25 protein-coding genes are annotated in these 23,934 nt (G+C 57.6%); 15 read left to right on the top strand and 10 right to left on the bottom strand.

Features of this window, described 5'->3' with window-relative positions; translation table 11 throughout:
• Positions 1-28 precede the first annotated feature (28 nt).
• Positions 29-262, bottom strand: a complete 234-nt coding sequence (locus tag DQG13_RS30925) for a MoaD/ThiS family protein (protein ID WP_181592877.1) — start codon at positions 260-262, stop codon at positions 29-31.
• Positions 263-1,084: 822 nt separating this feature from the next.
• A complete protein-coding gene (locus tag DQG13_RS20330; protein WP_113021611.1) occupies positions 1,085-2,602 on the bottom strand; it encodes an MDR family MFS transporter in 1,518 nt (505 codons plus the stop codon).
• 107 nt (positions 2,603-2,709) lie between these two features.
• Between DQG13_RS20330 and DQG13_RS20325 the strand changes: the two genes are divergently transcribed.
• Positions 2,710-3,270 carry a PadR family transcriptional regulator gene (locus DQG13_RS20325; RefSeq protein ID WP_181592876.1) on the top strand — a complete coding sequence of 187 codons (561 nt, stop codon included), beginning with the start codon at positions 2,710-2,712 and terminating at the stop codon, positions 3,268-3,270.
• Positions 3,271-3,599: 329 nt separating this feature from the next.
• Here DQG13_RS20325 and DQG13_RS20315 read toward each other — a convergent pair whose 3' ends face one another.
• Positions 3,600-4,376 carry a DUF1836 domain-containing protein gene (locus DQG13_RS20315; protein WP_113021608.1) on the bottom strand — a complete coding sequence of 259 codons (777 nt, stop codon included), beginning with the start codon at positions 4,374-4,376 and terminating at the stop codon, positions 3,600-3,602.
• 264 nt (positions 4,377-4,640) lie between these two features.
• Between DQG13_RS20315 and DQG13_RS20310 the strand changes: the two genes are divergently transcribed.
• A complete protein-coding gene (locus DQG13_RS20310) occupies positions 4,641-5,927 on the top strand; it encodes a hemolysin family protein (protein ID WP_113021607.1) in 1,287 nt (428 codons plus the stop codon).
• A 66-nt stretch (positions 5,928-5,993) separates the two neighbouring features.
• Here DQG13_RS20310 and DQG13_RS20305 read toward each other — a convergent pair whose 3' ends face one another.
• Entirely contained in the window at positions 5,994-6,698 is a 705-nt protein-coding gene (locus tag DQG13_RS20305; protein WP_113021606.1) for a DUF554 domain-containing protein, read from the bottom strand.
• 191 nt (positions 6,699-6,889) lie between these two features.
• Here DQG13_RS20305 and DQG13_RS20300 point away from each other — a divergent pair, with 191 nt between their 5' ends.
• From DQG13_RS20300 to DQG13_RS30910, 8 genes are all read left to right on the top strand, one after another.
• Positions 6,890-7,405 carry a GNAT family N-acetyltransferase gene (locus DQG13_RS20300; RefSeq protein ID WP_258525781.1) on the top strand — a complete coding sequence of 172 codons (516 nt, stop codon included), beginning with the start codon at positions 6,890-6,892 and terminating at the stop codon, positions 7,403-7,405.
• On the top strand, positions 7,384-7,659 hold the full coding sequence (locus tag DQG13_RS31555) for a hypothetical protein (RefSeq protein ID WP_258525780.1): 276 nt from the start codon (positions 7,384-7,386) through the stop codon (positions 7,657-7,659). Before DQG13_RS20300 ends, DQG13_RS31555 begins: the two co-directional genes overlap by 22 nt.
• A gap of 27 nt (positions 7,660-7,686) precedes the next feature.
• On the top strand, positions 7,687-8,613 hold the full coding sequence (locus DQG13_RS20295; RefSeq protein WP_113021605.1) for a lysophospholipid acyltransferase family protein: 927 nt from the start codon (positions 7,687-7,689) through the stop codon (positions 8,611-8,613).
• Between the two features lie 3 nt (positions 8,614-8,616).
• Positions 8,617-9,582 carry a metal-dependent hydrolase gene (locus DQG13_RS20290; RefSeq protein WP_113021604.1) on the top strand — a complete coding sequence of 322 codons (966 nt, stop codon included), beginning with the start codon at positions 8,617-8,619 and terminating at the stop codon, positions 9,580-9,582.
• Positions 9,583-9,751: 169 nt separating this feature from the next.
• Positions 9,752-10,012, top strand: coding sequence for a transposase (locus DQG13_RS30920; protein WP_181592875.1), 261 nt, complete (start codon positions 9,752-9,754; stop codon positions 10,010-10,012).
• Between the two features lie 54 nt (positions 10,013-10,066).
• Positions 10,067-10,207 carry a hypothetical protein gene (locus tag DQG13_RS30915; protein WP_181592874.1) on the top strand — a complete coding sequence of 47 codons (141 nt, stop codon included), beginning with the start codon at positions 10,067-10,069 and terminating at the stop codon, positions 10,205-10,207.
• 158 nt (positions 10,208-10,365) lie between these two features.
• Complete coding sequence (locus DQG13_RS20280; RefSeq protein ID WP_113021603.1) at positions 10,366-10,941, top strand: xanthine phosphoribosyltransferase; 576 nt, start codon at positions 10,366-10,368, stop codon at positions 10,939-10,941.
• A 50-nt stretch (positions 10,942-10,991) separates the two neighbouring features.
• On the top strand, positions 10,992-11,168 hold the full coding sequence (locus DQG13_RS30910) for a hypothetical protein (RefSeq protein WP_181592873.1): 177 nt from the start codon (positions 10,992-10,994) through the stop codon (positions 11,166-11,168).
• A gap of 323 nt (positions 11,169-11,491) precedes the next feature.
• Here DQG13_RS30910 and DQG13_RS20275 read toward each other — a convergent pair whose 3' ends face one another.
• Together DQG13_RS20275 and DQG13_RS20270 are read right to left on the bottom strand one after the other, a co-directional pair.
• Positions 11,492-12,682: a glycosyltransferase family 4 protein gene (locus DQG13_RS20275; protein ID WP_113021602.1), complete on the bottom strand. Its 1,191-nt coding sequence runs from the start codon at positions 12,680-12,682 to the stop codon at positions 11,492-11,494.
• Entirely contained in the window at positions 12,682-13,587 is a 906-nt protein-coding gene (locus DQG13_RS20270) for a lysylphosphatidylglycerol synthase transmembrane domain-containing protein (protein ID WP_113021601.1), read from the bottom strand. Before DQG13_RS20270 ends, DQG13_RS20275 begins: the two co-directional genes overlap by 1 nt.
• A 323-nt stretch (positions 13,588-13,910) precedes the next feature.
• Between DQG13_RS20270 and DQG13_RS20265 the strand changes: the two genes are divergently transcribed.
• Positions 13,911-14,426: a GNAT family N-acetyltransferase gene (locus DQG13_RS20265; protein WP_113021600.1), complete on the top strand. Its 516-nt coding sequence runs from the start codon at positions 13,911-13,913 to the stop codon at positions 14,424-14,426.
• 63 nt (positions 14,427-14,489) lie between these two features.
• Here the strand turns inward: DQG13_RS20265 and DQG13_RS20260 are convergent, their stop codons facing one another.
• The 4 genes from DQG13_RS20260 to DQG13_RS20245 form a co-directional block, all read right to left on the bottom strand.
• The gene (locus DQG13_RS20260) at positions 14,490-15,158 is read right to left on the bottom strand and encodes a GNAT family N-acetyltransferase (protein ID WP_113021599.1); all 669 of its coding nucleotides are present in this window, start codon (positions 15,156-15,158) and stop codon (positions 14,490-14,492) included.
• Between the two features lie 288 nt (positions 15,159-15,446).
• Positions 15,447-16,115 (bottom strand): GNAT family N-acetyltransferase, encoded by a 669-nt coding sequence (locus DQG13_RS20255; protein ID WP_113021598.1) that lies wholly within the window; start codon positions 16,113-16,115, stop codon positions 15,447-15,449.
• A gap of 16 nt (positions 16,116-16,131) precedes the next feature.
• Positions 16,132-16,992 carry a carbon-nitrogen hydrolase family protein gene (locus DQG13_RS20250; RefSeq protein ID WP_113021597.1) on the bottom strand — a complete coding sequence of 287 codons (861 nt, stop codon included), beginning with the start codon at positions 16,990-16,992 and terminating at the stop codon, positions 16,132-16,134.
• Positions 16,993-17,059: 67 nt separating this feature from the next.
• Positions 17,060-17,929 carry a patatin-like phospholipase family protein gene (locus DQG13_RS20245; protein WP_113021596.1) on the bottom strand — a complete coding sequence of 290 codons (870 nt, stop codon included), beginning with the start codon at positions 17,927-17,929 and terminating at the stop codon, positions 17,060-17,062.
• Positions 17,930-18,460: 531 nt separating this feature from the next.
• On the opposite strand from DQG13_RS20245, the gene DQG13_RS20240 reads away from it, so the two are divergent.
• The 4 genes from DQG13_RS20240 to DQG13_RS20225 all read left to right on the top strand — a co-directional run.
• Entirely contained in the window at positions 18,461-18,793 is a 333-nt protein-coding gene (locus DQG13_RS20240; RefSeq protein WP_113021595.1) for a TFIIB-type zinc ribbon-containing protein, read from the top strand.
• A gap of 129 nt (positions 18,794-18,922) precedes the next feature.
• Positions 18,923-20,695: an ABC transporter ATP-binding protein gene (locus tag DQG13_RS20235; protein WP_113021594.1), complete on the top strand. Its 1,773-nt coding sequence runs from the start codon at positions 18,923-18,925 to the stop codon at positions 20,693-20,695.
• Positions 20,695-22,536, top strand: coding sequence for an ABC transporter ATP-binding protein (locus DQG13_RS20230; protein WP_397334009.1), 1,842 nt, complete (start codon positions 20,695-20,697; stop codon positions 22,534-22,536). Before DQG13_RS20235 ends, DQG13_RS20230 begins: the two co-directional genes overlap by 1 nt.
• Before the next feature lie 500 nt (positions 22,537-23,036).
• Positions 23,037-23,934 (top strand): pyruvate formate lyase family protein (locus DQG13_RS20225; RefSeq protein ID WP_309472250.1); only part of this gene is annotated, 898 nt, incomplete at its 3' end.

The raw sequence follows: 23,934 nt of genomic DNA, 5'->3' as shown, positions 1-23,934 counted from the left end.
AGGGCGGCGGTTCGGATGGTTCGATGCTTCAGCCCCCGGCTATAGGCGGCAGCAGCGCCACCAGGCTTCCGGCTTCCACGGTGCTGGTTTTCCGCGCCGATGCGCCGTTTACCGCCACCAGCACCCCTTCAAACCGGGCGTCAGGATACTGGGAGGACAGCTTCTCCAGCAGCTTTTCCACAGTCAGCGGCGCGACGTTCATTTCCGTCTCTGTACACTTGGTGTGGTCGGCTAAGCTTGCGTAAAATCGGATTTTGATCATTGCGCTCCATCCTTTCCTTGTTGAAAAGTTTGCCCGAGGGCTATATAATATGACAGGTTTATTAACATATATCTCCCCTAATACATTCATTATAGTGAGAAAACTAAATATAACAAGATGTTTTTGGGTGAATTTTCTGGAAAAACAAATGTGCAATCGCATACAAGCAAAATTTTTGATATATTTATGTAATGAAATATTACGCAAGTTAATATTTTATGCCGTTATTCATTCTTTTGTTCGCTTCCGCCATTGACTGGTTCTGGAGCAAAATAACGGATTCTCTGTCCGCCCCCCTCCCCTTACCGTCTTCGCTCCGAACATTTTGATACATTCGATAGAGGCTCTAACCATAAACCAGTGCTTGACCGCGCCTCTGCCGATTTGTTCGCTTTACCATGCCCCGATTCCTAACGGCGGTGAGAGCCTTTATTTGCTCCAAAACGGGGGGGCGGCCAAATCTAACGGAAGCAGGAGCCCTTATTGGGCTAAAAAAGGGCTTGCCGCGGAGCAATCGGCCCCAATAGCGGCTGTTGCCGCCGTTAGATTTTCGGAAGCGGTGTTTTTGCCGAAATAAGGGCTCCCACCGCCGTTAGTACCAGGCCAGGCCCTTTGCCGCTTATTCCCGCCTGAACGGAACGAAGAATCTCCGTTTAACAAGGACGCAGGCTTGCGCGCGCCTGCAAACCTGGTCAGAGGATGATTCGCAGAGCGCAGCGTGACCAGATGAGAAAGAGCGCCCCTTCGCGGGATTTTATACTTTCCGATATGTCAAAAAAAAGACCCGGGAACCAACCGGCTCCGGATCTTTTGGCTTGCTTGTCAGGCTTTCTGCGGCTCCAGCGCCACCTGCTCGGCGGCAGGAGCGGAAGGGCCCTTGTTGTGCTTGCGGATGAAGAAGGCAATGGGAATGGCCGCGGCGGCGATGCATGTGGCGATCAGGTATACGTCGTCCACACCCATGGTGACCGCCGACAGCTGAATCTGCGCCTTATCCCGCAGCCCCCCCGCCGCCAGCTCCTGGGCATGGGTAGCGGAGCGGCTGCTCATGATGGCGGTGAACACCGCAATGGCGAAGGAGCCGAAGGCGCTGCGGGTCCAGTTGTTAATGGATGAGGCATGGCCGGAAAGCTCCTTCGGAATCTGCTCCATGCCATAGTTGCTTGCCGGCATCATAGTCAAACCGATACCCAGGCTGCGGATTACCATGCACCACAACAGATAATGGTGAGGGGTGTTCGCCGAGAGCCAGCTTAAGGGCAAGGAGCCCAATGCCACCATGCTCAGTCCGGTAACCGTCAGCACCCGGGGGCCCACCTTGTTGTACAGCTTGCCGACAAACGGCATGGCAATGGCCATAGCCAGGGAGGACGGCAGCAGAATCAGCCCGGCGTCCATAGGAGAAACGCCCTGGATATTTTGCAGAAACACAGGAGTCATCAGCATGCCCGAATACAGGCTGATGTTCAGAATGCAGGTTATCACCAGCGCCATAGTGTAACGTCCGCTTCTGAAGACCCGCAGGTTCAGAAGAGGCGACTTGGCAGTAAGCTCTCTCCAGAGGAACAGCCCCAGCACGGCGAAGCCTCCGATAAGCAGGGACAGGGTGCCCGCAGAGCTCCAGCCCCAGGTCCGTCCCTGGGAGAGGGCCACCAGAATGGAGGCGCTGCTGGCGATAACCGTAATGAAGCCCAGGAAGTCAAAGGATTGCGGCACCTTCATCCGGTAGTAGGGCATAAACAGCTGCACCATCACAATGGCAATAGCTCCGATGGGCAGGTTCATCCAGAAAATCCAGTGCCAGGACACATGCTCCAGAATATAGCCGGACAAGGTTGGTCCGATGGCGGGGGCCAGCATGGCCGATGCCGCCCAAATGCCGATGGCCACCGCCTGCTTTTCCCGCGGGATAACCTGATAGATAACCGCCATGGCTGTGGGGACGATAACCCCGCAGAAGACGCCCTGCAGCGTCCGGAAAGCAATCAGCGACCCTACCGTGGTGGACAAAGCGCAGAATACGGAGGCCACGGTAAAACCGGCCAGACTGAACAGATAGAGACGCTTGTAGCTGAATCTTTCGCCGAAATAGCCGGTAACCGGAGCGAAGGTGCCCATGGCCAGCATAAAGCCGGTCATCACCCATTGAATGGTGCCAAGCTCCGTATTGAATTCGCGCTGCAGCACGGGAAGGGCAATATTGATGGTGCTGGAAGCCAACGAAGAAAAGAAACTGCCGAAGAACAGGGCGATCATGATCGGCCAGAAGGAATCCCGGTGCGAACCGGCCTTCTCCCCGTCCGGCGCGCCTCTCCGGAGCTTCTCGTTTTGAGTTGCCATACTGGTTTACCTCTCCTTGTCTTTATGTCTCAATTTACATATAATGAATGAAGCTTATCTTACACCCGACGAAATCATATGTCAAATACAACATATTGGAGGAAGCCATGAACAAGCTGTCCTATGGACTTCTGAGCCTGATCGCCGTGGAGCCCTGCACAGGGTATGACCTTACCCAGCGCATCCAGCTGTTTTGGAACGCCAATCACAGCCAGATCTATCCGCTGCTGGCCCAGCTGGAGGAAGGCGGCTACGTCCGCTTCACCTTGGTCCCCCAGACGGATAAGCCGGACAAGAAGGTTTACACCATCACCCCCGAGGGGATGGAGGCCGTCCGGCAATGGATCACCGGGCCTACGGATTATCCTGTGGTGCGCGATGAGTTTGCCCTGAAGATCTTCAGCTTGTTCCTGGTAGACAAACCCTCCATTAAAGGCCTGCTGGAGGAAAAGATTCGGATGCTGGACGAGAAGCTGGCCAGGCTGAACAAGCGGCTGGTCCAGCTGGCTGAGCGGCGGAAACCCGGCGAGGAGTCTTATGATCTAACCTCGCCCATGTTCGGGGCCCAGATTCTCATCGAAAAATCCATCGCCACCAAATACGCGGAGCGGGATTGGTGCCTGAGCATAATCCGGAAGCTGGAGGAGCCGGGACCGGTTCAACCGTAATGAGAAAAACGCCTGGGCGTCCTTTGGAGCTGCACGTTTATCAAAACGTTTGAGTTTGACGGACAGAGGTTCTGCTATTTCGCTAAAATCCGCCTTTTTTTCTCCTCCGCGGACTCACGATCCGTTAAATCTGAAAAAGCGATGGGAATCCATGCTTCTGGAGCAAAATAGCGGAACGTCTGTCCGTGAAAATCGAAAAACGGGCCGCTTGCGGAAAATAACGGATTCTCTGTCCGCCCAACTCCCCCTCCCCACCTCCGCCACAAAAAATGACCCGCCGGGAATCTCGCTCCCGCGGGTCTTCTTTTTTGGGGCACAACAGTCCCCTCCTACAAATTCTGCAAAAACATGGAGGCCTGAAAATACCGTTTGGCCAAGCTTTGGAAATAAGCGGTTTGTACGGACAGCATGGCGATCACCATGCAATTGCGGACCGCCTCCCGCTCCGGCGGCAGAAGCCCGGGCAGAGCCGCCGCGAAATCATCGGCTTTCTTTTTCACCAGCGCCTCCATCAGGTGGTCATGCTTGAAATCCCGCCCCGGCGAGCCGGGCAGGTCCAGCACCTGGTCATTGTTGGGGTCCAGCTCCTCGAACAGGCCGGAGTACGCGGCGTAGAAGTCCGCCGGATGGATCACATCATCGGCATCGCTGTCGCAATGGCGGAAAATCCGCAGGAGCAGCCGCCGGATGGACTCCAGATCCAGAGCGGCCCGCAGGTCCTCAATAATGAAGAGAAGGGCGGCCTGCTGGATGGAATATTTTTTGCCCAGCCGGGGAGCGCCGATGACTTCCTTCAAGTCCCGCTTTACCCAATTCTGCACAGCAGTGACGGCAAAATGATTGTATTCGATCTGCCCTCCCAGGGCCACAATATCACTAAGCGACAGCCCCGCCTCCCGGGCCGGATTAATGTCCATCACCTTGGCCAGAATGGGCGAGATGGACGCGCCCACATAGGCGTCAAACGAGCGGCTTTGGCCCGGCTGCTCCCGCCGTGACTTCAGCCATACCTCCTGGAGGATGGCTTTGGGGGATTTCCCCGGCCGGCCGGACAGACTGATGAGCAGCTGGGACATTTCTTTGCGGGTCAATTGAAAGGTTTCCAGACCAATCCCCCCATTTCAAGTTCATACGAACTCATATTACGACGGCGCCCGTGAATTGTAAAGAACGGGGCTGCGGCTTAGTCAGGCCGGCCATGACCTGCCCCAACCGGGGCTATACTGCCTTATTTGGGTGGTTCCGGTGGATTTCGGACATTGAGCCGCCATCAGGTTTCCTGATATTATAAGTTCATAAGAACTTATAATGTGTAAGTTCATGATATGCATTTATTTTTGCTGAAAAATTCATGAGATGGGAGTTTGTCCATGATCGTCCTGAATCTTATTGCAGTCGCATTGCTGATTCTCGCCACAGCTTTTTTTGTCGGCACGGAATTCGCTGTAATCCGGCTGCGCTCCAGCCGGGTTGACCAGCTGGTGATGGAGGGCAAGAAAAACGCCCTGGCCGTCAAGCAGATTACCTCCAACCTGGACGGCTATCTCTCCGCCTGCCAGTTGGGCATTACCATTACCGCGCTGATTCTGGGCTGGCTGGGTGAGCCCACCGTAGAGAAAATTCTGGAGCCTGTGTTTGCCCGGTATGAGTTTCTGCACAATATAAGCCATGTGCTCTCGATTGTGATCGCCTTCGCCTCCATTACCTTCCTGCATGTGGTGCTGGGCGAGCTGGCCCCGAAAACCCTGGCCATCCATAAAGCGGAGGCCATCAGCTTTTTTGTGGCGAAACCGATTATCTTCTTCTATAAAGCCATGTATCCGTTTATCTGGGCTCTGAACGGCTCCGCCAACTGGTTTGTCCGGCTGTTCGGCATGAAGCCCGCCAAGGAGCATGAGGAGGCCCATTCCGAGGAGGAGCTGCGCCTGATTCTGACGGAGAGCTATGAGAGCGGCAAGATCAACCAGGCGGAATACGGCTATGTTACCCGGATTTTTAACTTCGACGAACTGCTGGCCCGGGAGATCATGGTGCCGCGGACGGATATGGTCTGCGTCGACCTGAGTGTGGAGCGGAAATTCAATCTGCGGGTGATGAAAAAAGAACAATACACCCGGGTTCCCGTTATGGCCGGGGACAAGGACCATATTCTCGGTTTTATCAACACCAAGCAGCTGTTTATGCAATTAAGCGACGATCCCAACCTGGATATCGCCTCCCTGGTCCAGCCGGTACTGTCCGTTTCCGAATCCATCCCCATCAAGAGTCTGCTCCAGCGGATGCAGCAGCAGCAAATCCATATGGCGATTCTGGTGGATGAATACGGCGGCACCTCCGGTCTGATTACCATCGAGGATATTTTGGAGGAAATTGTCGGGGAAATCCGGGACGAATTCGACGCCGAGGAAAAAGCGGAAATTACCCGTCTGGGTGAGCAGCATTACGTTGTGGACGGCAAGGTGACGCTGGACCGGGTCAACGATCTGATCCATACCCATCTGGAAAGCGATGAGCTGGATACCATCGGCGGCTGGCTCTACACCAACCAGCCCACCATCAAAAAAGGCGGCGAATGGATGTACAACGGGATCAAATTTACCGTCCGCGAAATGGGTCCCCACCGGATTCGCCGGGTGGAGATTCTGAAGGTGGAATAACGGCGCTAATAGACGAACAGCCTCCGGCATAAGTCCGGGGGCTGTTTTTATTAATGGAGGAACCAGTCAGCTAAAGTAGGACACCAGCGGCACCAGCAGCGCCGCTACCACCACCGACGGCAAAAGATTGGCCACATTGATTTTCTTGATCTCCAAAATGTTCAGCCCGATGCCGATGATCAGAATGCCGCCGACGGAGGTAAGCTCCGCGGTGATGGCCTCCAGCATGCCCGGACTGATCAGGGAAGTGATCAAGGTGGCGGACAGAGCAATGGCCCCCTGGTAAAGCAGCACCGGCAGGGAGGAGAACAGCACCCCTACCCCCAGGGTGGAAGCAAAAATAATCGCTGAAAATCCGTCCAGCATGGATTTGGTGTACAGCATGTCATGATTCAGCCGCACTCCGCTGTCGATAGAGCCGAGAATCGCCATCGCCCCCACGCAGTAGATCAGAGTGGTGGAGACAAAACCCGCCGCCACTTTCCCCTTGGCCCTGCTGCCCACGAAACCCTCCAGCTGCACACCGAGCTTTTCCAGCCCCTGCTCCACCTTCAACAGCTCCCCCAGCACTCCCCCGATTACCAGGCTTCCGATGACAATCAGCAGATTATTGGTTTTCAGCGCCATTGTAACTCCCTGCACCGCAACGGCCAGGCCCAAGCCCTGCATAACCGTTGCTTTGATGCCCTGGGACAGCTTCGGCAGCGCCAGCCCCATGATGCCCCCCAGAATGATTGCAAAAGTATTGACCAGCGTTCCCCATAAGACCATGATTCTCTCCAATCCTCTCTCGCCCGTGTCCAAAATTTAAATACGCCAGCATCTATTATACTGCTGCGGTCAAGCCCCGGGAACCTACACAATAACTTAACTTGGCGCATATCCGGGCTTAATGATGCCCTGCTACGATAATCCCCAGTACACATGCAAAGCCTTTACTCCTCGCGAAAGGTGTGAGACGAATGGCAGAACCAATCAATGCCGCCCTGTGCCTCCGGCGCCTGGAGGTTGGCCTGGCCCGGACGGATGGAGATGTGGAAGGGGCGCTGCGCCTGCGCTACCGGGTCTTTGCCGAGGAAGAGAAGAATCTGCAGCTGTATAACCCGGACGGTCTGGAAACGGACCGGTACGATGAATTCTGCGACCATCTGGTGGTCAAGGATTTGGAGGCCGGTGAGATAATCGGCACGTACCGGCTGTTGCCCGGCCCCAGAGCGGCTGCACATATCGGCTTTTATTCGGAGAGCGAATTCGATCTGGAGGGCTATCGTCCCTGGGTACGGGAAACCCTGGAGCTGGGACGCAGCTGCATCACCCGGATTACCGCAGCGGCAGAGCTATCCGCCTTCTGTGGGAGGGAATCCTTCAATACGCCGACAACGGCGGCTTCTCCCGCTTGGTCGGCTGCGCCAGCATCCATTCCCGCAGCCGCGGCGAAATGCTGGAAACCTACTCTTTGCTTAGAGGCAAAGGGGTGATTACCCACCGTTACGGCATCAAGCCGCTGGATACCCACACCATCCCCGATTTGGCTCAGGTGGAGCTGACCGGTAGCGAGGAGGAGCTGTTCCGGCGGCTGCCGCCTCTGGTCAAGGGCTACCAATGGCTGGGTGCGGAAATCGGGGGAGACCCTGCATACGACGCCCTCTTCGATACCGTAGACTACTTCGTTATTTTGGAAAAGGCCCGTATTTCCCGCCGCTACCTCCGCCTGCTCCAGCAGGGCCATTGAGGCTTGCGGAAGGAGGGGGTGTCACCCATGTATCAAACCATAGCCAGACTGGCGAGGCTCCAGCAGGCTCCCGGCCAATGGCCGGGGCTTTTGCGCAGGGTCCTGGCCAAACCCGCGCCGCTGCTTTTGCCCGGGGCCGCATGGACCCTGCAGGCGGTGCTCCGCGGGCAAACCGCTGTGATCCGCCGCAATATGGCGGAGCTGCTCCCCCGGGAGGGCCGCGGGGAAGCGGAGCAGTTGGCTTACGTCAACGCGTGTGTAAACGGGTTTTACCGGCATGCGGCCCGCACCCTGTATGAATTGCTGGCGGCGGAGACGCTGCTGCCCTCCGGGAGAATAAACATAGCGCTGGAGGGCGAACAGCATCTGCTGGACGCCTTGCAGCTGGGCAAAGGGGCCATTCTGTATGCGCCCCATACGGGGAACTTCTTTTACGGCTACTGGCGCTTGTCCAGAGATTATCCCTGTCTGACTGTGGCTACCGCCTCCGACCCTGAATTGGCCCCCTTGTACCGGAGCTTCCAGCGGCTGGGCTGTCCGGGTCTGGATTATGACGGGACGCCGCCCTTGGAATTGATCCGGAGGCTGCGCAGACATCTGGAGAATGGCGGAGTGCTGCTGCTTCTGGGTGATTTCTACCGGCCGGGCTTTCCTCCCGCCCGCCTTCTGGGGAGAACCACCCGCTTGCCCGCCGGAGCCGCCATGCTGGGGCTGGAGCTGGGCTCGCCGGTGCTGCCGGCCCGCTGCATCCGTGATGCCGATCTGACCCATCGCCTGGTGATGGAGGCGCCGGTGCTGCTTCGGCGGCAGTTCGGGCGCAAGGAGCAGACGAAGGCTACGGCTCTGCTGAACAGCCGGCTGGAGGAGCAGCTTCTGAAGTGTCCGGAGCAATGGTTCTATTGGTTTAACGTTCATGAGCGGTTTGCCGGAGATTTCCGGCGGGAAGGAGAATGATCCATGGATACAGCCAGCCATTTGCTGTTTGGCGCCACACTGGGCGGCCTGGCTTTCCTCCACCCGGAGGTGGCGGCGCAGCCTGAATTGGCCCAGGCCATGCTGCTTTGCACGGTAGTAGGGTCCCACGCTCCCGATTTCGACACCGTCGCCCGTCTGAAGAGCTACCGCCACTACCTTCGTTACCACCGGGGCATTACCCACTCCCTGCCGGCCCTTGGCGTCTGGCCCGCTCTGATCGCCTTGCCCTGCTCCTGGGCCTTCGGCGTTATGGAATCGTTCTGGCTGCTGTATATGTGGACCCTAGCGGCGGTGGCCCTCCATGTTTTCCTGGATTGGCTCAATGTATACGGGGTGCAGTGCTTCCGGCCCCTGAACCGGCGCTGGCACCATCTGGACATCCTGCCCCTGTTTGATCCCTTTTTGTTTGTCCTGCATGCCTTGGGGCTTGCGGGCTGGCTGCTTGCGGACTGGAGGGCGGTCCATGTGTTTCCCGCCGTATATGCCGCCTCCTGCGGCTATGTGCTGCTTCGTATGCTGTACCAGAAGCGCCTGCTAAGGCGCATCCGCTCCGAATACGCGGCGGCGGAAACGGGAATCCAGCTGGTTCCCGGCCTGATCTGGGGGTGGGGCCAGTTCCTGCTGGAGACGGAGCAGGAATACCAAACCGGCACCCTGCTTCAGGGCCGCGCAGTCCTCCAAGGCGCCTATCCCAAGGAAAGCGGCCACCCGGCGGTGCAAGCCACTCTGGGCGGAGACAATGTGCGGACCTTCCTCAGCTTCGCCGAGAAGGTGCATGTGAGCATTACGGAAGCCCAGGACGGCTTCCTGGTGCAGTGGCGGGATGTGCGCTTCTGGCATAACAGCAAGCTTCCCTTCGGGGTGGATGTGAAGCTGGACACAGACCTCCATGTCATGCGGGAGAAGCTCTACTGGAGCAAAAAGGTCTGGGACCCGCCTTACGTGTGAAGGCTGGGACCGGCGGCTGGGCTGCCGGAGTATAGAAAGCCTCCCTTCAGCGGAAAATAGCCGTGGAAGCGCGAAAGCTGCGCGCTTTGCTTGGCTTCAAAAGCCGGCTCCTTCCGGGGCCGGCTGCGCCGCACCGAACGAATATCATGCGAAGCAGGAGGAATGTCCCTTGTCAGAGCAAGAGCGTATGGACCCCATGTCCGGGGAGCCGGTGGAGACGGACGGTGTGTACGAGAACGAATGGGGCCGGGAGGCTTATTTTAACCGCGGCGAGCTGTTCCCCGCCGATCCGCAGCTGGGCACCTCCACCTGGAAGCTGGTGGGCCTGGCCCATGACACCCACACCGGGATGACGATGGACGCCCGCTTCCGGGAGGAAATCACCTATCCCGACCGGTTCAAGAGAAAAGGCAGCGACAAAGGAGACTGACGGCTAGGACCCAGGCACGGATAACGGATCACCTTCCGGAAAGGAGTGTTTCCCATGGCGAGCGGCACTTATCCATCCAAGCGGAAGCTGGCGGCAGCGGATCTGCAATCCAAGGCGGACCGGACCGGGCAAGGCAAAGCGAGAGCGCGGGCAGCCCAATCCGAAACCGACCAGCTGGATCTGAAAAAGCATTAATCCGGCATACCGCCTTTTGCAGCGTTATGCCCGCACTCACCGGACAGGCTGCCCAAGCCTGTCCTTTCTTTTTCGCAAATTCGCCATAAGCCTTCTTTTTCTGCGCCGATGTTCTATTGTATAATCGCAAATAGACGTCCCGGAAGGAGAAAGCCGTAATGGAGCTGCTGAAGCAAAAGATTATGAAGGAAGGCATCGTGCTGTCCGGCCAGGTTCTGAAGGTGGATTCCTTCTTGAACCATCAAATGGACCCGCAGCTGATGATGGAGCTGGGCAAGGAGTTTGCCCGCCGTTTTGAGAATGAGGGTGTAAACCGGATTCTGACCATCGAATCCTCGGGGATCGCGCCGGCGATTATGACCGCCCTGGTGATGCAGGTGCCGATGATTTTCGCCCGGAAGCAGAAGTCGCTGACCCTGCGCGACGACATTTATGTGCAGGAGGTTTTTTCCTTCACCAAGCAGGAGAAAAACGAGATTACCATTGCCAAAAAGTTCATCCAGCCGGGAGACCGGGTGCTGATTCTGGACGATTTCCTGGCCCACGGGGAAGCGGCCTTCGGGCTGGCCCGCATTGCCGAGCAGGCGGGCGCTGTAGTGGCGGGGATCGGCATTGTCATTGAGAAGTCCTTCCAGCAGGGCGCCGATAAGCTGGCCGCGGCCGGTTACCGGGTGGAGTCCCTGGCGCGGATCGCCTCCCTGGACAACAACGAGGTTAGGTTTGTGGAGGAGTAGACACATTAAGGCATGCCCAACATCGCCGTTCCGGAAGGACGGCGATACTTGTGCTGCGGACCAGAAAGGCCGATTGTGTGCGGAACTGGGATTGGCAGAGCAAAAATGCGCCGGGGAGACGCAAAATTGCGGACATCTCTGCCAGCGGCAGCGTTGCCACTGGCAGGCGCAGCCTTGCACCGGCAGGCGCAGCCTTGCCCGCCGGATGCGCCGCCTGGCTGCGGTGATTCTAACGGCGGCCAGAGCCCTTATTTCCCCAAAAACCGCCTCCAAAAAAAATCTAACGGCGGCCACAGCCGTTATTTGGAGCAATCCGGCTGGTTTGAGGCCATTCAGACACAAATAAGGGCGCCCAGTTCCGTTAGGAACCGAAGCGCCCCATTTTAGCTGAAATAACGGCTGCAGCTTCCGTTAGATTCCCCACCACCTTGCGGTCACCGCAAAATAGGTGCTGGACAGCCTCATGCTGACCAAACAACCAACGGATCGGGAGGCCGCACGCGGACGGAAAGCACCGGAAGCACGTGCAGCTTTTGCCGAATAACCATCGCTACAGCATCCGGGTCCTGCCCTGCAGGGCCTGTTCGTGTCCGCCCCCGCTCTGCTCGTCCAGGAACAGGTCGAAGCCCTGGGCAATGGCCCTGTACCGGAACTGCTCCTTGGCCCGCCGGCAGCCGTTATCGGCCAGCCGATCCGCCAGCGCCGGGTCCTCCCGCAGCCGGATCACCGCCCGGGCAATGGCCGCCGCCGAAGACGGGTCCACGATCAGCCCCGTCTCCCCGTCCAGCACCGCCTCCACAACGCCTCCGGAATTGCCCCCGATCACCGGCTTCCCGCAGCTGGAGGCCTCCATGTAGACGATTCCAAAACCCTCCACATCCCCCTCCGCGGCAATGTAGCGGCTGGGCATCACAAACACATCGCACAGATTGTAATACTTTACCAAATCCTCATCCGCCGCCCGGCCTGCAAACACCACACAGTCCGAAACGCCGTTTTCCTTAACCAGCCGTTCCAGCGCTTCCCGCTCCGGGCCGCCCCCCACGATCAGATACACTGCGTCGGGTATGGCCTTGCGGATTTCGGGCATGGCCCGGATCACCATATCGAAGCCCTTGCGGCCCACCAGCCGGCCCAGGGTCATCAGCACATACTTGCCCTCCAGGCCGTGCTTGCGGATCAGCGCCGGGTCTTTTTCCATCCGGTCGTACTGCTCCTCCACCCCGGGATACACCACCTGAAGCCGCTCGGCCTTGACGCCCAGCTCCATCATCAGCTTTTTCACATATCCGCTGTTGACGATCACCGCATCCGCCCGCTGCAGAATCCCCTTGACGATGCTGCGCAGCACCGCATACCGGGTCAGCTTCAGCACATCCATGCCGTGGACCGAAACCCCGTATTTCCGGCCGCGGAATACACTGAGAAACCACCCGATCAGCCCGTACAGGATATATCCGTACACGGTAATATCGATGGCTTCCTCCTTGATCACCCGCCTCACCTGGGGAATCATCCGCAGGGTATGCCAGACGCTGACCTTCTCATCCTGCAAAAAAGGCCTGCGGATCACCTTGAAATCCTGTTGCGCATCAAACTCCGCCGCTCCGCGGTAATCCGAGGCGAACACTGTAATCTTATGCCGGGAATGCCGGCACAGATTATAATAATAGTTCTGCATGCCGCCGACTCCCGGCGGGAACACCCCGGCCACAAGCAGAACATTGCGTTTTTTCATCATCAGGCGGCCATCCTTTTCCGAATAAGATCAATGCTGTTCAGAAGGGTAAAGAGCACCAGCTCCCCCATCAGATTCCAGATCCGCGTAATAATCGAAATCTGGGTGGCCACCGCCACAGGCACCTGGAAGGAGAGAAGAAACACCAGCGCCCCTTCCCGGATGCCAATCCCCCCGGGCAGCGGACTGATCAGGCCAATCAGCCAGGAAACAGCGAAAATCCCCGCCGCCGTTACAATATTGACCGATTCCACACCGAAGGTTTGCAGCAGGAGCCAGAACGCAATCCCCTGAAGCAGATGGCTCAGGAAGTAATAGGACAAATACAGGAAAAACCGCTCCCGCGGCAAAGAAAGCTCCATTCCCCGGAAGCGCTTGGATATCTTGTGGATCACCTTCTGGCTGAACACCCGCACCGGCTCATAGAAAAAGTAGGCAACAGGCAAAAGCACCGCCAATGCCAGCAGCACCGGCAGGAAGATGAAGTGGAAGCTGTACAGCAGGATAATGCCATAAATGCACGAAACAATGCCCAGCATCATATTTTCATAGAGAATCGCCGTCATTTGGGTGCCCAGCACCACCCCGTATTTGCTGGTGAGGTACACCCGGCCCACCAGGTTCCAGAAGCCGCCGGGCAAATACTTGGCGAATTGGGAGGTCATATAGATGACCAGCCCCCGGTAGGAGGAAATCTGCTTGCCGGAATCATTCAGGATCTGGACCCAAATCCAGGCCTGCACCCCCAGGAACACCACGAATATAGACAACGCCAGATAAAAAAAACTCTTGGCTTGCAAGAGGTAGTCCACAATATCCATGGGCCTCATTTTGAGGTTGACCACAATAAAATAAACCGTTGCCGCCAGAACCGCGGCCTTCAGAACGTTCAGAAGCTTTTTCTTCATAACCGCATCCTTTCTCTATATGAAAGGGAGCCTTTCCACCGCCTGCAAAAGTGATATCATCATTGTACACATCTTCATATCCCGGCGCAACGAAGCCTGCTCCGCTCCCGCCCGCATTTTCCGGGAAAAACGGCTTCTTTATTCTTCAGCTTATCCAAAAAACCGCCATTCAAGCCATTCAACAGACTATCGGCGCGGACCGGAAAAGGTGACGGCCGCAGCTTCTTAAATTTTCCTTAAGAGTGCCCATAAAGGTAAAACCGCTTGAAGGGCCATGTTGTATACTTCATCTTATAACACTCGTGGTCACAGGAGGGATGGGAATGTTTATCCGCGTGCTGCAGGAAGAGGATGCCGCCGTTTATCAGGAGCTGCGGCTTATGGGGCTGAGGCTGAATCCGGAGGCTTTTGGCTCGGATTATGATCGGGAGGCGGGTTTCAGTCCGGACACGGTAAAAGAGCGGCTGCGGCCCTTGGACAACCAACGGGCGACTGTAGGCGCATTCGGAGCGGACGGGCGTTTATGGGGCATCGCCGCGGCCATTCGGATGGGGAATCTCAAGGAGAGCCATAAGGCGGATATTTGCCGGGTGTTTGTCCACCCGGAGGCCAGGGGCGAAGGCATGGCGCGGCAGCTGATAGCGGAGCTAATCCGGTTGGCCCAAGGCTGGCCGGGTGTGGAGCAGCTGAGGCTGATGGTGAACGCCTCCAATGCCCCCGCCCGGCGGCTGTACCAATCCCTGGGCTTCCGGGTATATGGCACCGAGCGGGAGTCGCTGAAGTGGAACGGAGTTTATTACGATGAAGACTTGATGACGCTGCGGTTAAACAAGGAATGATCCGGAATAAGGGCGGAAGGAGCGCATGTCCATCCCGTGTTGCCCAACCGACTCCGGCTCCGCTCAGATCGGCAATAGGGCGATCCGTTCCCTTCCTCCGGCCTGTTCCACCATCCGATGCCAAGCGGCAGGCTTATTGGGCAGAATGGCGTAATAGGTTTGCAGAAACTGCGCCACCAGACTCCCCGGCAAAACGGCCTCCTCTTCATAAGAAAGGTAACACAGGTCCAACTCGCCTACCGCTTCCCCGTCCCCGAGCCAGGAGGGATGGACGTAGTCCATATCCAGCTTGCGGTAGCCCAGATGGGCCAGCACCTCCCGCCGCACAAACGGGTCCATGGGCTTGATGCCGCCGAAGCTGTGGTCCTGGATCAGGTAAGGGTTATAAATTTCGGCGAACATCCCCTTCAGCCTCCGGCCGCTTCCCGCCGCCCATTCATTAAGCTCCTGCTGCCTCCGCCGGGCCAGGAACGGACCGACTCCCAGCCCTTCCCTGCCGATAATGGTAAAGTCGGTCATCGCCACTTCCATATCGGGATAAAAGCGGTATTCCGTCGCTCCCACCACCTGGCCCTGCTCCACAGCCGCATACACCCGCAGGCCATTATCCTGGAGCGGCCCCTCCCACAGAGCGGCCTCCAGCACCTCCTCCGGGGGAAATACCCGCTGCATCAGGCTGTACATGGCGGCAAAATAAGGATCATGAATGGATGTGATCCGGACAAAGTCCATGAATAAGTCTCCTCCTCGGTCATTGTGGATGGCGCCGGTGTCCGCATTGCTTTGGCGGCGGCTGGCATCAACGTTGGGAAGTGTGAACTCGGTTTTTCATATATAATCCGGGCCGAAGTCCGCTTTCCACCCTTTGTGTTCGGTTTTTCATATATAATGCGTCTATTTCCTCAACCGGGCCGCTATTGTATATGATTTTTCGCGCATAACCGCTCAAAAGGGCCGTCAGGAGCTTTTTATGCTCGATTTTTCGCATACGCACTGCCACAGACAGCGCCCACTTGCCCTTCAACCGCCCAAAAACGGGTTCCGCCACTCCATCAGCACCGCATGGTTCAGGGACTCCTCATCCTCCAAATAATCCTCCAGCACCGCCACAGGCGTCCGGCCGCAGCGCAGGAGAAAGGTAATCACCGGGTCCGCGAGCCGCCCGGCCAGCACCTCCTCCAAATACTGCTGCGGACTGAACCGCTCCGCCCATCTGCAATAGCCGGACATCCGCCCCCCGCCCAGCAAACGCTCCAGCCCAAGCTGCACCACCACCTCATACATGGTCTGCATCAACCACTTGCCCAGGCCCAGCTTCCGGTAGCGGGGAGAGACGCTGATGTCCACCACATACAGGCTGTTGCCCCGGGGGTTATGAGTCCGGATGTAGCCTCCATCGGTAATCTCCTCCCAGGTATGCTGCGGACGTTCTGCGTCATAATCCACCACCAGCCCGGTCATGGAGCCGGCCAGCTCCCCCTCTACCTCCACACACAAGGCCCCTTGCGGAAAAAGAGCCACATGGTTGGCCAGCTGCTCCTTATTCCACCACAGCTCCGAAGGAAACGGCGGCGGGAAGCATTCCGCCTGAATCCGGATTAGCCCGTCGAAGTCCGCTTCCTTATACTGACGGATCACGGTACGGTGGGGATAACCCTCAGGAGTGAAGGTATACAATTCCTTTTTCAAAAGCGGTCCCTCCTTCCTACGTCGTCCAGTCGGGATACAAATCCGTCCGGCGGTCCCGCCATGTAGTCACGCTGCCCCGTTGGCGGACCTCCTCCAAGAGGCTCAAATCCAGATCCGCCGTGACGATCATATCGTCGTTGATCTCTCCCTCCGCCAACACTCCCCGGGGAGGGAACGGAATATCATTGGGGCTCAAGATAGCCGCCTGGCCATAATTGGCCCGCATAAAATCCACATTTTCCAAAGCGCCCACGGTTCCTGTAGTCACTACATAAATCTGGTTCTCCACGGTCCGGGCATGGCAGGAGTACCGCACCCGGTAGAAGCCGTGCCGGTCATCGGTGCAGGACGGACAGAAGATCACATCCGCTCCCGCTGCGCGGACCATCCGGACAATTTCCGGGAACTCGATATCGTAGCAGGTGAGAATGCCGATCCGCCCTTTGGCCGTGTCGAACACCCGCACTCCGTCCCCTGCGCTCATGCGCCATTCCGTCACCTCGGTAGGGGTAATATGCAGCTTGTCCTGGCGCTCCACCCGCCCGTCGGGATAAAACAGATGGGCCGTATTGTACAGCCGTCCCTCCCGCTCCGTCACGTGGGTGCCTCCGATAATATGCACCCCATGTGTCTGCGCCAGTCCCCGGAACAGGGCCGTATACTGCTCCGTAAACCCCGGCAAGGCTCCGATGGGCAGCCCCTCCCCCGTGCCGCTGCCGATGGACAGAAGCTGGGTAGTAAAAAACTCGGGGAACAGAATATACTCCGCCCCATATTCCATGGCCGTTTTGACATAATGCTCCGACTGCTTGGCAAAGTCGTGGAAGCCCTCCACCTTGCGAAGCCGGTACTGCACGGCGGATACCCGCATTTTCAACGCGAACCCCTCCTGTCCGTCTGCTCTTTTTGTGTGAAAAGGCCATTATGCCGTTATGGTACCAAAGTTAACCGCCTTCCGCCACTTTTCGGATCAGCGGCATGTTGGCTTTGGCGCATTCGTAGCCCAACTCCATACAGCGGTCGGCGCAAGGAAAGTCCAGGATGCCGATGGACCCCAGCTCCGGGGACAGAATCAGCTCGGGATAGCCGGAATCGGCCTGGGACATCCGGTGCAGACCCAGGCTGACCGACCGGGACAGAATGGAGGAGAAGCTCCATTTGGGCAGGCGCAGCGGCTTTACCGTCACCAGATTCACCGCCACAATCCGTGCGGCGCCCATGGCCTTCAGAGCGGCGGCCGGGCAATTGTCCATCAGTCCCCCGTCCACCAGCAGCCGCTCTCCCATGCGCACCGGCCGGAAGATGCCGGGAATGGACATGCTGGCCATAACCGTATGGGCCAGATTTCCGTCGGGTACCACTTCGCAATGGGGACCCAGAATGCCGCTGTCCGCCGGACGGTTGGCGAACAGCACCTGGGAGCCTGCCGCCAGATCGGTGGCCGCCACCGCAAACGGCAGCGCCAGCTCACTGATCCGCCGGCTGCCCAGCATCTCCTCCAGAAGCTTGGCCAACCGTTTGCCGCGGATCAGCCCCGGCAGGGAGCCCTTCGGGGCAAACCAGCGGCAGGCCAGGCCGGCGTAGTCCACATCCATCAGCTTGGCGCTGAGCCTGGAGGTCAATTCCCCGAGCTCCCGCCCGGTGGCGCCGCAGGCCAGCATGGCGGCAGCCAAAGCCCCGGCGCTGGTTCCGGCAACCGCCTGGACGGCAATGCCCTCCTCCTCCAGCGCCCGGACAACCCCGGCGTGACAGCAGCCCGTCACCCCGCCTCCTCCCAGCGCCAGAGCAATGCCGCCCGTTTGATCCAGCTTCATCGGTATCCTCCTTTTCCGCAAAAATAGGCTCCAAACCCCAAAAGCACCCGAACTTGACTTCGGGGCATGCCGGCACTTCCCGGAAGCCGTTTATATAGGGTTTCCGAATTGCGGGGGATTTACCGGACATAGGTATGTCCATAATGCGAAAGTGCAGTTATTCCATGGGTCAGCCGCTGAAACGGAGGGTCATAAATGTAAAAGTGCAGTTCATTCACGCAGTTTTCAGCTTTTTTGGTGGTTTCAAGCGAAAATAAGTGCACTTTTGCATTATCCCAGCCAAAAAGAGGGCTCGCTACCATAAATAACTGCACTTTTGCATTATAGCATTGGCAGGTGCTGGCGCTCCGCGTCAAGATGGCGCCTGAAAGCCCAATCTTCGGTTGGAGCAGGGAGCTTATAGATTCTTTGCGTGTAAAAAACCTTTATACAAGTGTTTCGCCTGGAAGCCCATTCCGTCACCATGTATAATTAAAATAAGGAAACTCATGAAACAATCGCTCATAGCCAAATTTAAGGAGGCCGAACCCGATGAACTGTCCGGTATGCGACAATGTGAGAATGCGTGAAGTGGAAAAAGCAGGCGTCACCATAGATACATGCCCCCAGTGCAAAGGGGTCTGGCTGGACCGCGGGGAATTGGACAAATTGATGGGCGGTGTCCGCGAGGTCCGCGATGACTTCAATACGTGGCAGAACCAGCGTGACGACGAGTACGAGCGCCGGGATTACGAACGGCATGATGATGAGCGGCGCGATCACGGGCACAGCCCCTCCTACGACAAGAACCACTACCCCCAACAGGGCTACAAGGGCAAGAAGAAGAAAAGCATTCTGGACAGTTTGGGCGACCTGTTCGACTAGCCCCCATATTTGCCGCCATCTGACCTGCGATCATCATGCTTTTGACTTGAACGAAAACCAGCCGCTGCCCCCAGCACGGGGTTACAGACGGCTGGTTTTCGCGTCCATCATAACCGGGAGGACTTTTGTATGCCATCGTCGTCAAAACCAAAATTTAAGCTCCCCCTCCGGGAGTACGCGGGGCTCTTGGCGCAATACCTGATTCCCCAGTGGCCCGCCATGACCGCCCTGGCTCTCCTGCTGCTCTCCGGCATCACCATGCAGTTGATCAGCCCCCAGCTGATCCGCTTTTTTCTGGATACAGCCCAATCGGGCCATGGCGGGGAGCGGCTGATGCAGGCGGCCCTGTGGTTTATCGGGCTGTCTCTCTTGACCCAGATTGTGCGGGTTATCGCCGCTTATATCGGGGAAAATGTGGGCTGGACCGCCACCAACCGGCTGCGCAGCGAGGTGGCCGCCCACTGTCTAAAGCTGGATATGTCCTTCCACAAAAAGCATACCTCCGGCTCCATCATTGAGCGGGTGGACGGAGACATCAATGCCCTGGGCAACTTTTTTTCCAACTTCGTCATTCTGCTTGTAAGCAATATGGTCCTGATGGCCGGCATTCTGATCCTGCTGTTCCGGGAAAATATCCTGATCGGCGCCGTTATGACGGTGTTCGTTGTCTTTGCTTTGGTAGTCATCCAGCGCATCCGGCGATACGCCGCCCCCATGTGGAGCAAAATGCGCCAGATCAGCGCCGAATTCTACGGCTTTCTGGGAGAGCATCTGGAGGGCACCGAGGATACCCGGGCCAACGGCGCCACCGCCTATGTGATGCACCGCTTCCATAGCCTGCTGCGCACCTGGCTGCCCATCCGGATTCGGGCGTTTTTCGGGTTTGCCGCCATGTGGATCACCGCCATTGTAGTGTTTGCCCTGGGCAACGCCATGGCCTTCGGCATCAGCGCCTATCTGTGGCGGCAGGGGAGCATTACCATCGGCGCAGTGTATATGGTCTTCCATTATACGGAGCTGCTGGCCCAGCCCATTGAGAAAATCCGCCAGCAGCTGGAGGATCTGCAAAAAGCGGACGCCAGCATCACCCGCATCCGGGAGCTGCTGGCCACCCAATCCCTGATCCGGGACGGCGGCAATCCGTTCAAGCTTCCGGAAGGCCCCCTGTCCGTGGAGTTTCGGAACGTCACCTTCGGCTACGAGGAGGACAGCGCCACACTAAAGGGCCTGAATTTCCGGCTGGAGCCCGGCAAGGTGCTGGGGCTCTTGGGCCGGACGGGAAGCGGCAAGTCCACCACGGCCCGGCTGCTGCTCCGGTTCTATGATCCCGGGGAAGGAGCCATCCTTCTGGGCGGAACGGACATCCGGGAGGTGCGTTTGCATGATCTGCGCAGCCGGATCGGCTTCGTCACCCAAAATATCGAAATCTTCCAAGGAACGGTCCGGGACAATCTGACCTTCTATGATTCCGCCATTGCGGACAGCCTGATCCGCCAGGTGCTGGAGGAGCTGGGGTTGGGCAATTGGCTTGCCGCCCTGCCCCAGGGTCTGGATACCCTGCTGGAATCCGGCGGCGGCGGCTTATCCGCAGGAGAGGCCCAGTTGCTGGCCTTTGCCCGGGTATTCCTGAAGAACCCGGGGCTGGTGGTGCTGGACGAGGCCTCCTCCCGGCTGGACCCGGCCACTGAGCAGCTGTTGGAGCGGGCTGTCAGCAAGCTCCTGAAGGACCGCACCTGCATCATCATCGCCCACCGCCTCTCCACCATCCAGCGGGCGGATGACATTCTGATGCTGGACGACGGGCGGATCGCTGAACACGGCCGGCGGCTGGCGCTGCTTGCCGACCCCGGCTCCCGGTTCAGCCGGGTGATGGAAGCCGGACTTGAGGAGGTGCTGGCCTGATGAAATCGCCCCATGCAACTGCCGGAACCACCGGAAGCCGTCCCTTAAGCACCTTTAGGCTTTTTATGGGACTTATCCGCTATACGCCCTGGCTGTACAGCTGGAATTTGCTGAACTGGATTCTGATTACACTGGTGCCCATTCTCCCCGGACTGGTTACCAAGGAGTTTTTCGATGTGCTGACCGGGGAATCCGCTACAGGGTTTAACGTGGCCACCGTGATTGCCCTGCTGCTGGCTTCGGCCATGGCCCGGGTGGCCGCCATTATCGTCGGCTTTCTCTCCGACGTTCACTTCCGCTTCCGGGCGGCCGGGCTTTTGCGCCGCAATATGCTGGAGCATATTCTCCGGGAGCCGGGAGCCAAAGCCATTCCCGGTTCGCCGGGGGAGGCCATCAGCCAGTTCCGGGATGATGTGGAGCAGGTGGAGGAGGCAGTAAGCTGGTCGGTGGATGCGGTCAGCATGGTCTTTTTTGCCGCCATATCGATCTATATTCTGGCCGGAATTGACGCCCAAATGACCTTGTGGGTGTTCCTGCCTCTGGTGGTAGTTGTGGCCTTGGCCCAGTTGTCCACCGGATGGCTGCAGAAATACCGCGCCGCCAGCCGCGAAGCCACCAGCCAGGTGACGGGGGCCATCAGCGAGATGTTTACCTCCGTCCAGGCCATCCAGGTGGCCGGCGCCGAGGAACGGGTTATCGGCCAGTTCCGGGAATTAAACGACACGCGGCGCAAATCCATGCTCAAGGACAAGCTGTTCAGCCAGGCGCTGGATTCGGTGTTTTCCAATACGGTGAATCTGGGAACAGGCTTCATTCTTATTCTGGCCGGACAGAAGATGCAGAACGGAAGCTTTCAGGTAGGGGATTTTGCGCTGTTTGTGTATTACCTGAATTTCGTCACCACCTTTATCCAGAACTTCGGCAAATTCCTGACCTATTACAAGCAAAGCGCCGTTTCCGCCAAACGGATGAGCGCCCTGCTCCAGGGAGCGCCGGGAGAAAAGCTGATCCGCAAGGCTCCCCTTTATTTAAGCGGGACCCTTCCCGACCCCGGGGAGCTGGCAGCGCAAGCCGCGCCAGACGAGGCCAATGCCGGTGCCGGCGCGGCCTCCAGCCTGACCTTGGAGCAGTTGAAGGTGGAGGGGCTGACTTATCTCTATCCGGCTACCGGGCGGGGAATCCAGGATATTAACTTTACACTGGAAAAAGAGACCTTCACCGTCATTACCGGACGCATCGGCTCCGGCAAAACCACTCTGGTCCGGGCTCTTCTGGGGCTGCTTCCTTCCGACAGCGGGAACGTGCTATGGAACGGGTACAGGGTAGAGGACCCGGGAAACTTCTTTGTACCGCCGCGGAGCGCCTATACCCCCCAGGTGCCCCGGCTGTACAGCGATACGTTGACGGAGAATATTCTCCTGGGACTGCCCCATGAGGGCGGACGGCTCCCGGCAGCGGTTCACGCGGCGGTGCTGGAGCATGATGTGGAGGAGCTGCACCTGGGCCTGGACACGGTTATCGGCCCTCGGGGCGTCAAGCTCTCCGGGGGCCAGGCCCAGCGCGCGGCGGCTGCACGCATGTTCGCCCGGGAGGCGCAGCTGTACGTCTTCGACGACCTGTCCAGCGCTCTGGATGTGGAGACGGAGCAAAAGCTGTGGGAGCGGCTTTTTGCCAGGCGGAGGGCGGCTTGCCTGGTGGTATCCCACCGCAAGGCCGTTCTCCAGCACGCCGACCGGATTCTGCTTCTGAAGGACGGACGGCTGCACGCATCCGGTACGCTGGCGGAGCTATTGGCCTCCAATGAAGAAATGCGCCGCCTGTGGAGCGGGGAGATTTCCTAGGAGAGCCCGTTCCCGGCAGCCGTACTTCCACCCCCTCGCCTTTCAGGCGGGGTTTTTTTTGGATTCCGGACCGGGGCCGGCAGATGTGTAAAGCAGGGGCAAAGGGGGTAATACTTTAGTGGATGGCCGCTTTATGAATATGATATTAGTCACAGCAATTAACAATTATCACACTTTTCGGAATGTTCAGGCAAACAGCAGACTTCCATTTCGTTCTGTCCCTCTCTGTTATACTGTTTTCTGACATCTGTTACACTTCTGCCGGAATGACGAATATTGTCAAAAATCAATTTATACGCTTTGTGATCGTTTTCACAACCTTATTTTTCCACCCTTCTGCACCAAGGATTTGCTTTGGATTCGAAGAATTCGTTATTTATAATTATTTTCACAAATACGTCACGAATGACCTCTTTTCAAAATAGCTAAACCGTATTATCCTAGAGTCATAAGAACTGTATCAATAATTTAAATTATCTGTTTTCGGGAGGGTGACCGCAATGAAACAATGGGAAGGATTCCAAGGCGGCGCATGGGAAAAGGAAATTAACGTAAGAGACTTCATTCAACAAAACATCACAGTATATACCGGTGACGATGCATTCCTTGCACCGGCCACGGAAGCAACCAACCAATTGTGGAAGCAAGTCATGGACCTCTCCAAGCAAGAACGGGATAACGGCGGCGTGCTGGATATGGATACCGAAATTGTCTCCACCATCACCTCCCACGGCCCCGGCTACCTGAACAAGGACTTGGAAGCTGTAGTCGGCGTGCAAACCGACAAGCCCTTCAAGCGCTCCCTGCAGCCCTTCGGCGGCATCCGTATGGCAGAGCAGGCTTGCGAATCCTACGGCTTCAAGGTAAGTGAAGAAGTCAGCCGGATTTTTACCGATATTCGCAAAACCCATAACCAAGGCGTATTCGATGCCTACACCGACGAAATGAAGCTGGCCCGTAAGGCCGCCATCATCACCGGTTTGCCTGACGCATACGGCCGCGGCCGGATCATCGGCGACTACCGCCGCGTTGCCCTTTACGGCATCGACCACCTCATCGCCGAGAAGAAGAAGGACCTGGCCAACACCGGCCTGCGCACCATGAGCGATGACATTATCCGCCTGCGCGAAGAGCTGAACGAGCAAATCCGCGCTTTGAACGAACTGAAGAAGCTGGGCAAGGCTTACGGCTTCGACCTGTCCCAACCGGCGCAAACCGCCAAGGAAGCTTTCCAATGGCTGTACCTGGGCTACCTGGCCGCCATCAAGGAACAAAACGGCGCTGCCATGAGCCTGGGCCGCACCTCCACCTTCCTGGACATCTATGTAGAGCGCGATCTGAAGGCAGGCGTCATCAACGAGCAGCAAGCCCAAGAGCTGGTTGACCACTTCGTCATGA

This window comes from Paenibacillus sp. YN15 (assembly GCF_003285005.1).
GTDB lineage: Bacteria > Bacillota > Bacilli > Paenibacillales > NBRC-103111 > Paenibacillus_AR.
The sequence above is the reverse complement of the archived record's forward strand: the minus strand, read 5'-3'. Positions and strand labels throughout refer to the sequence as shown.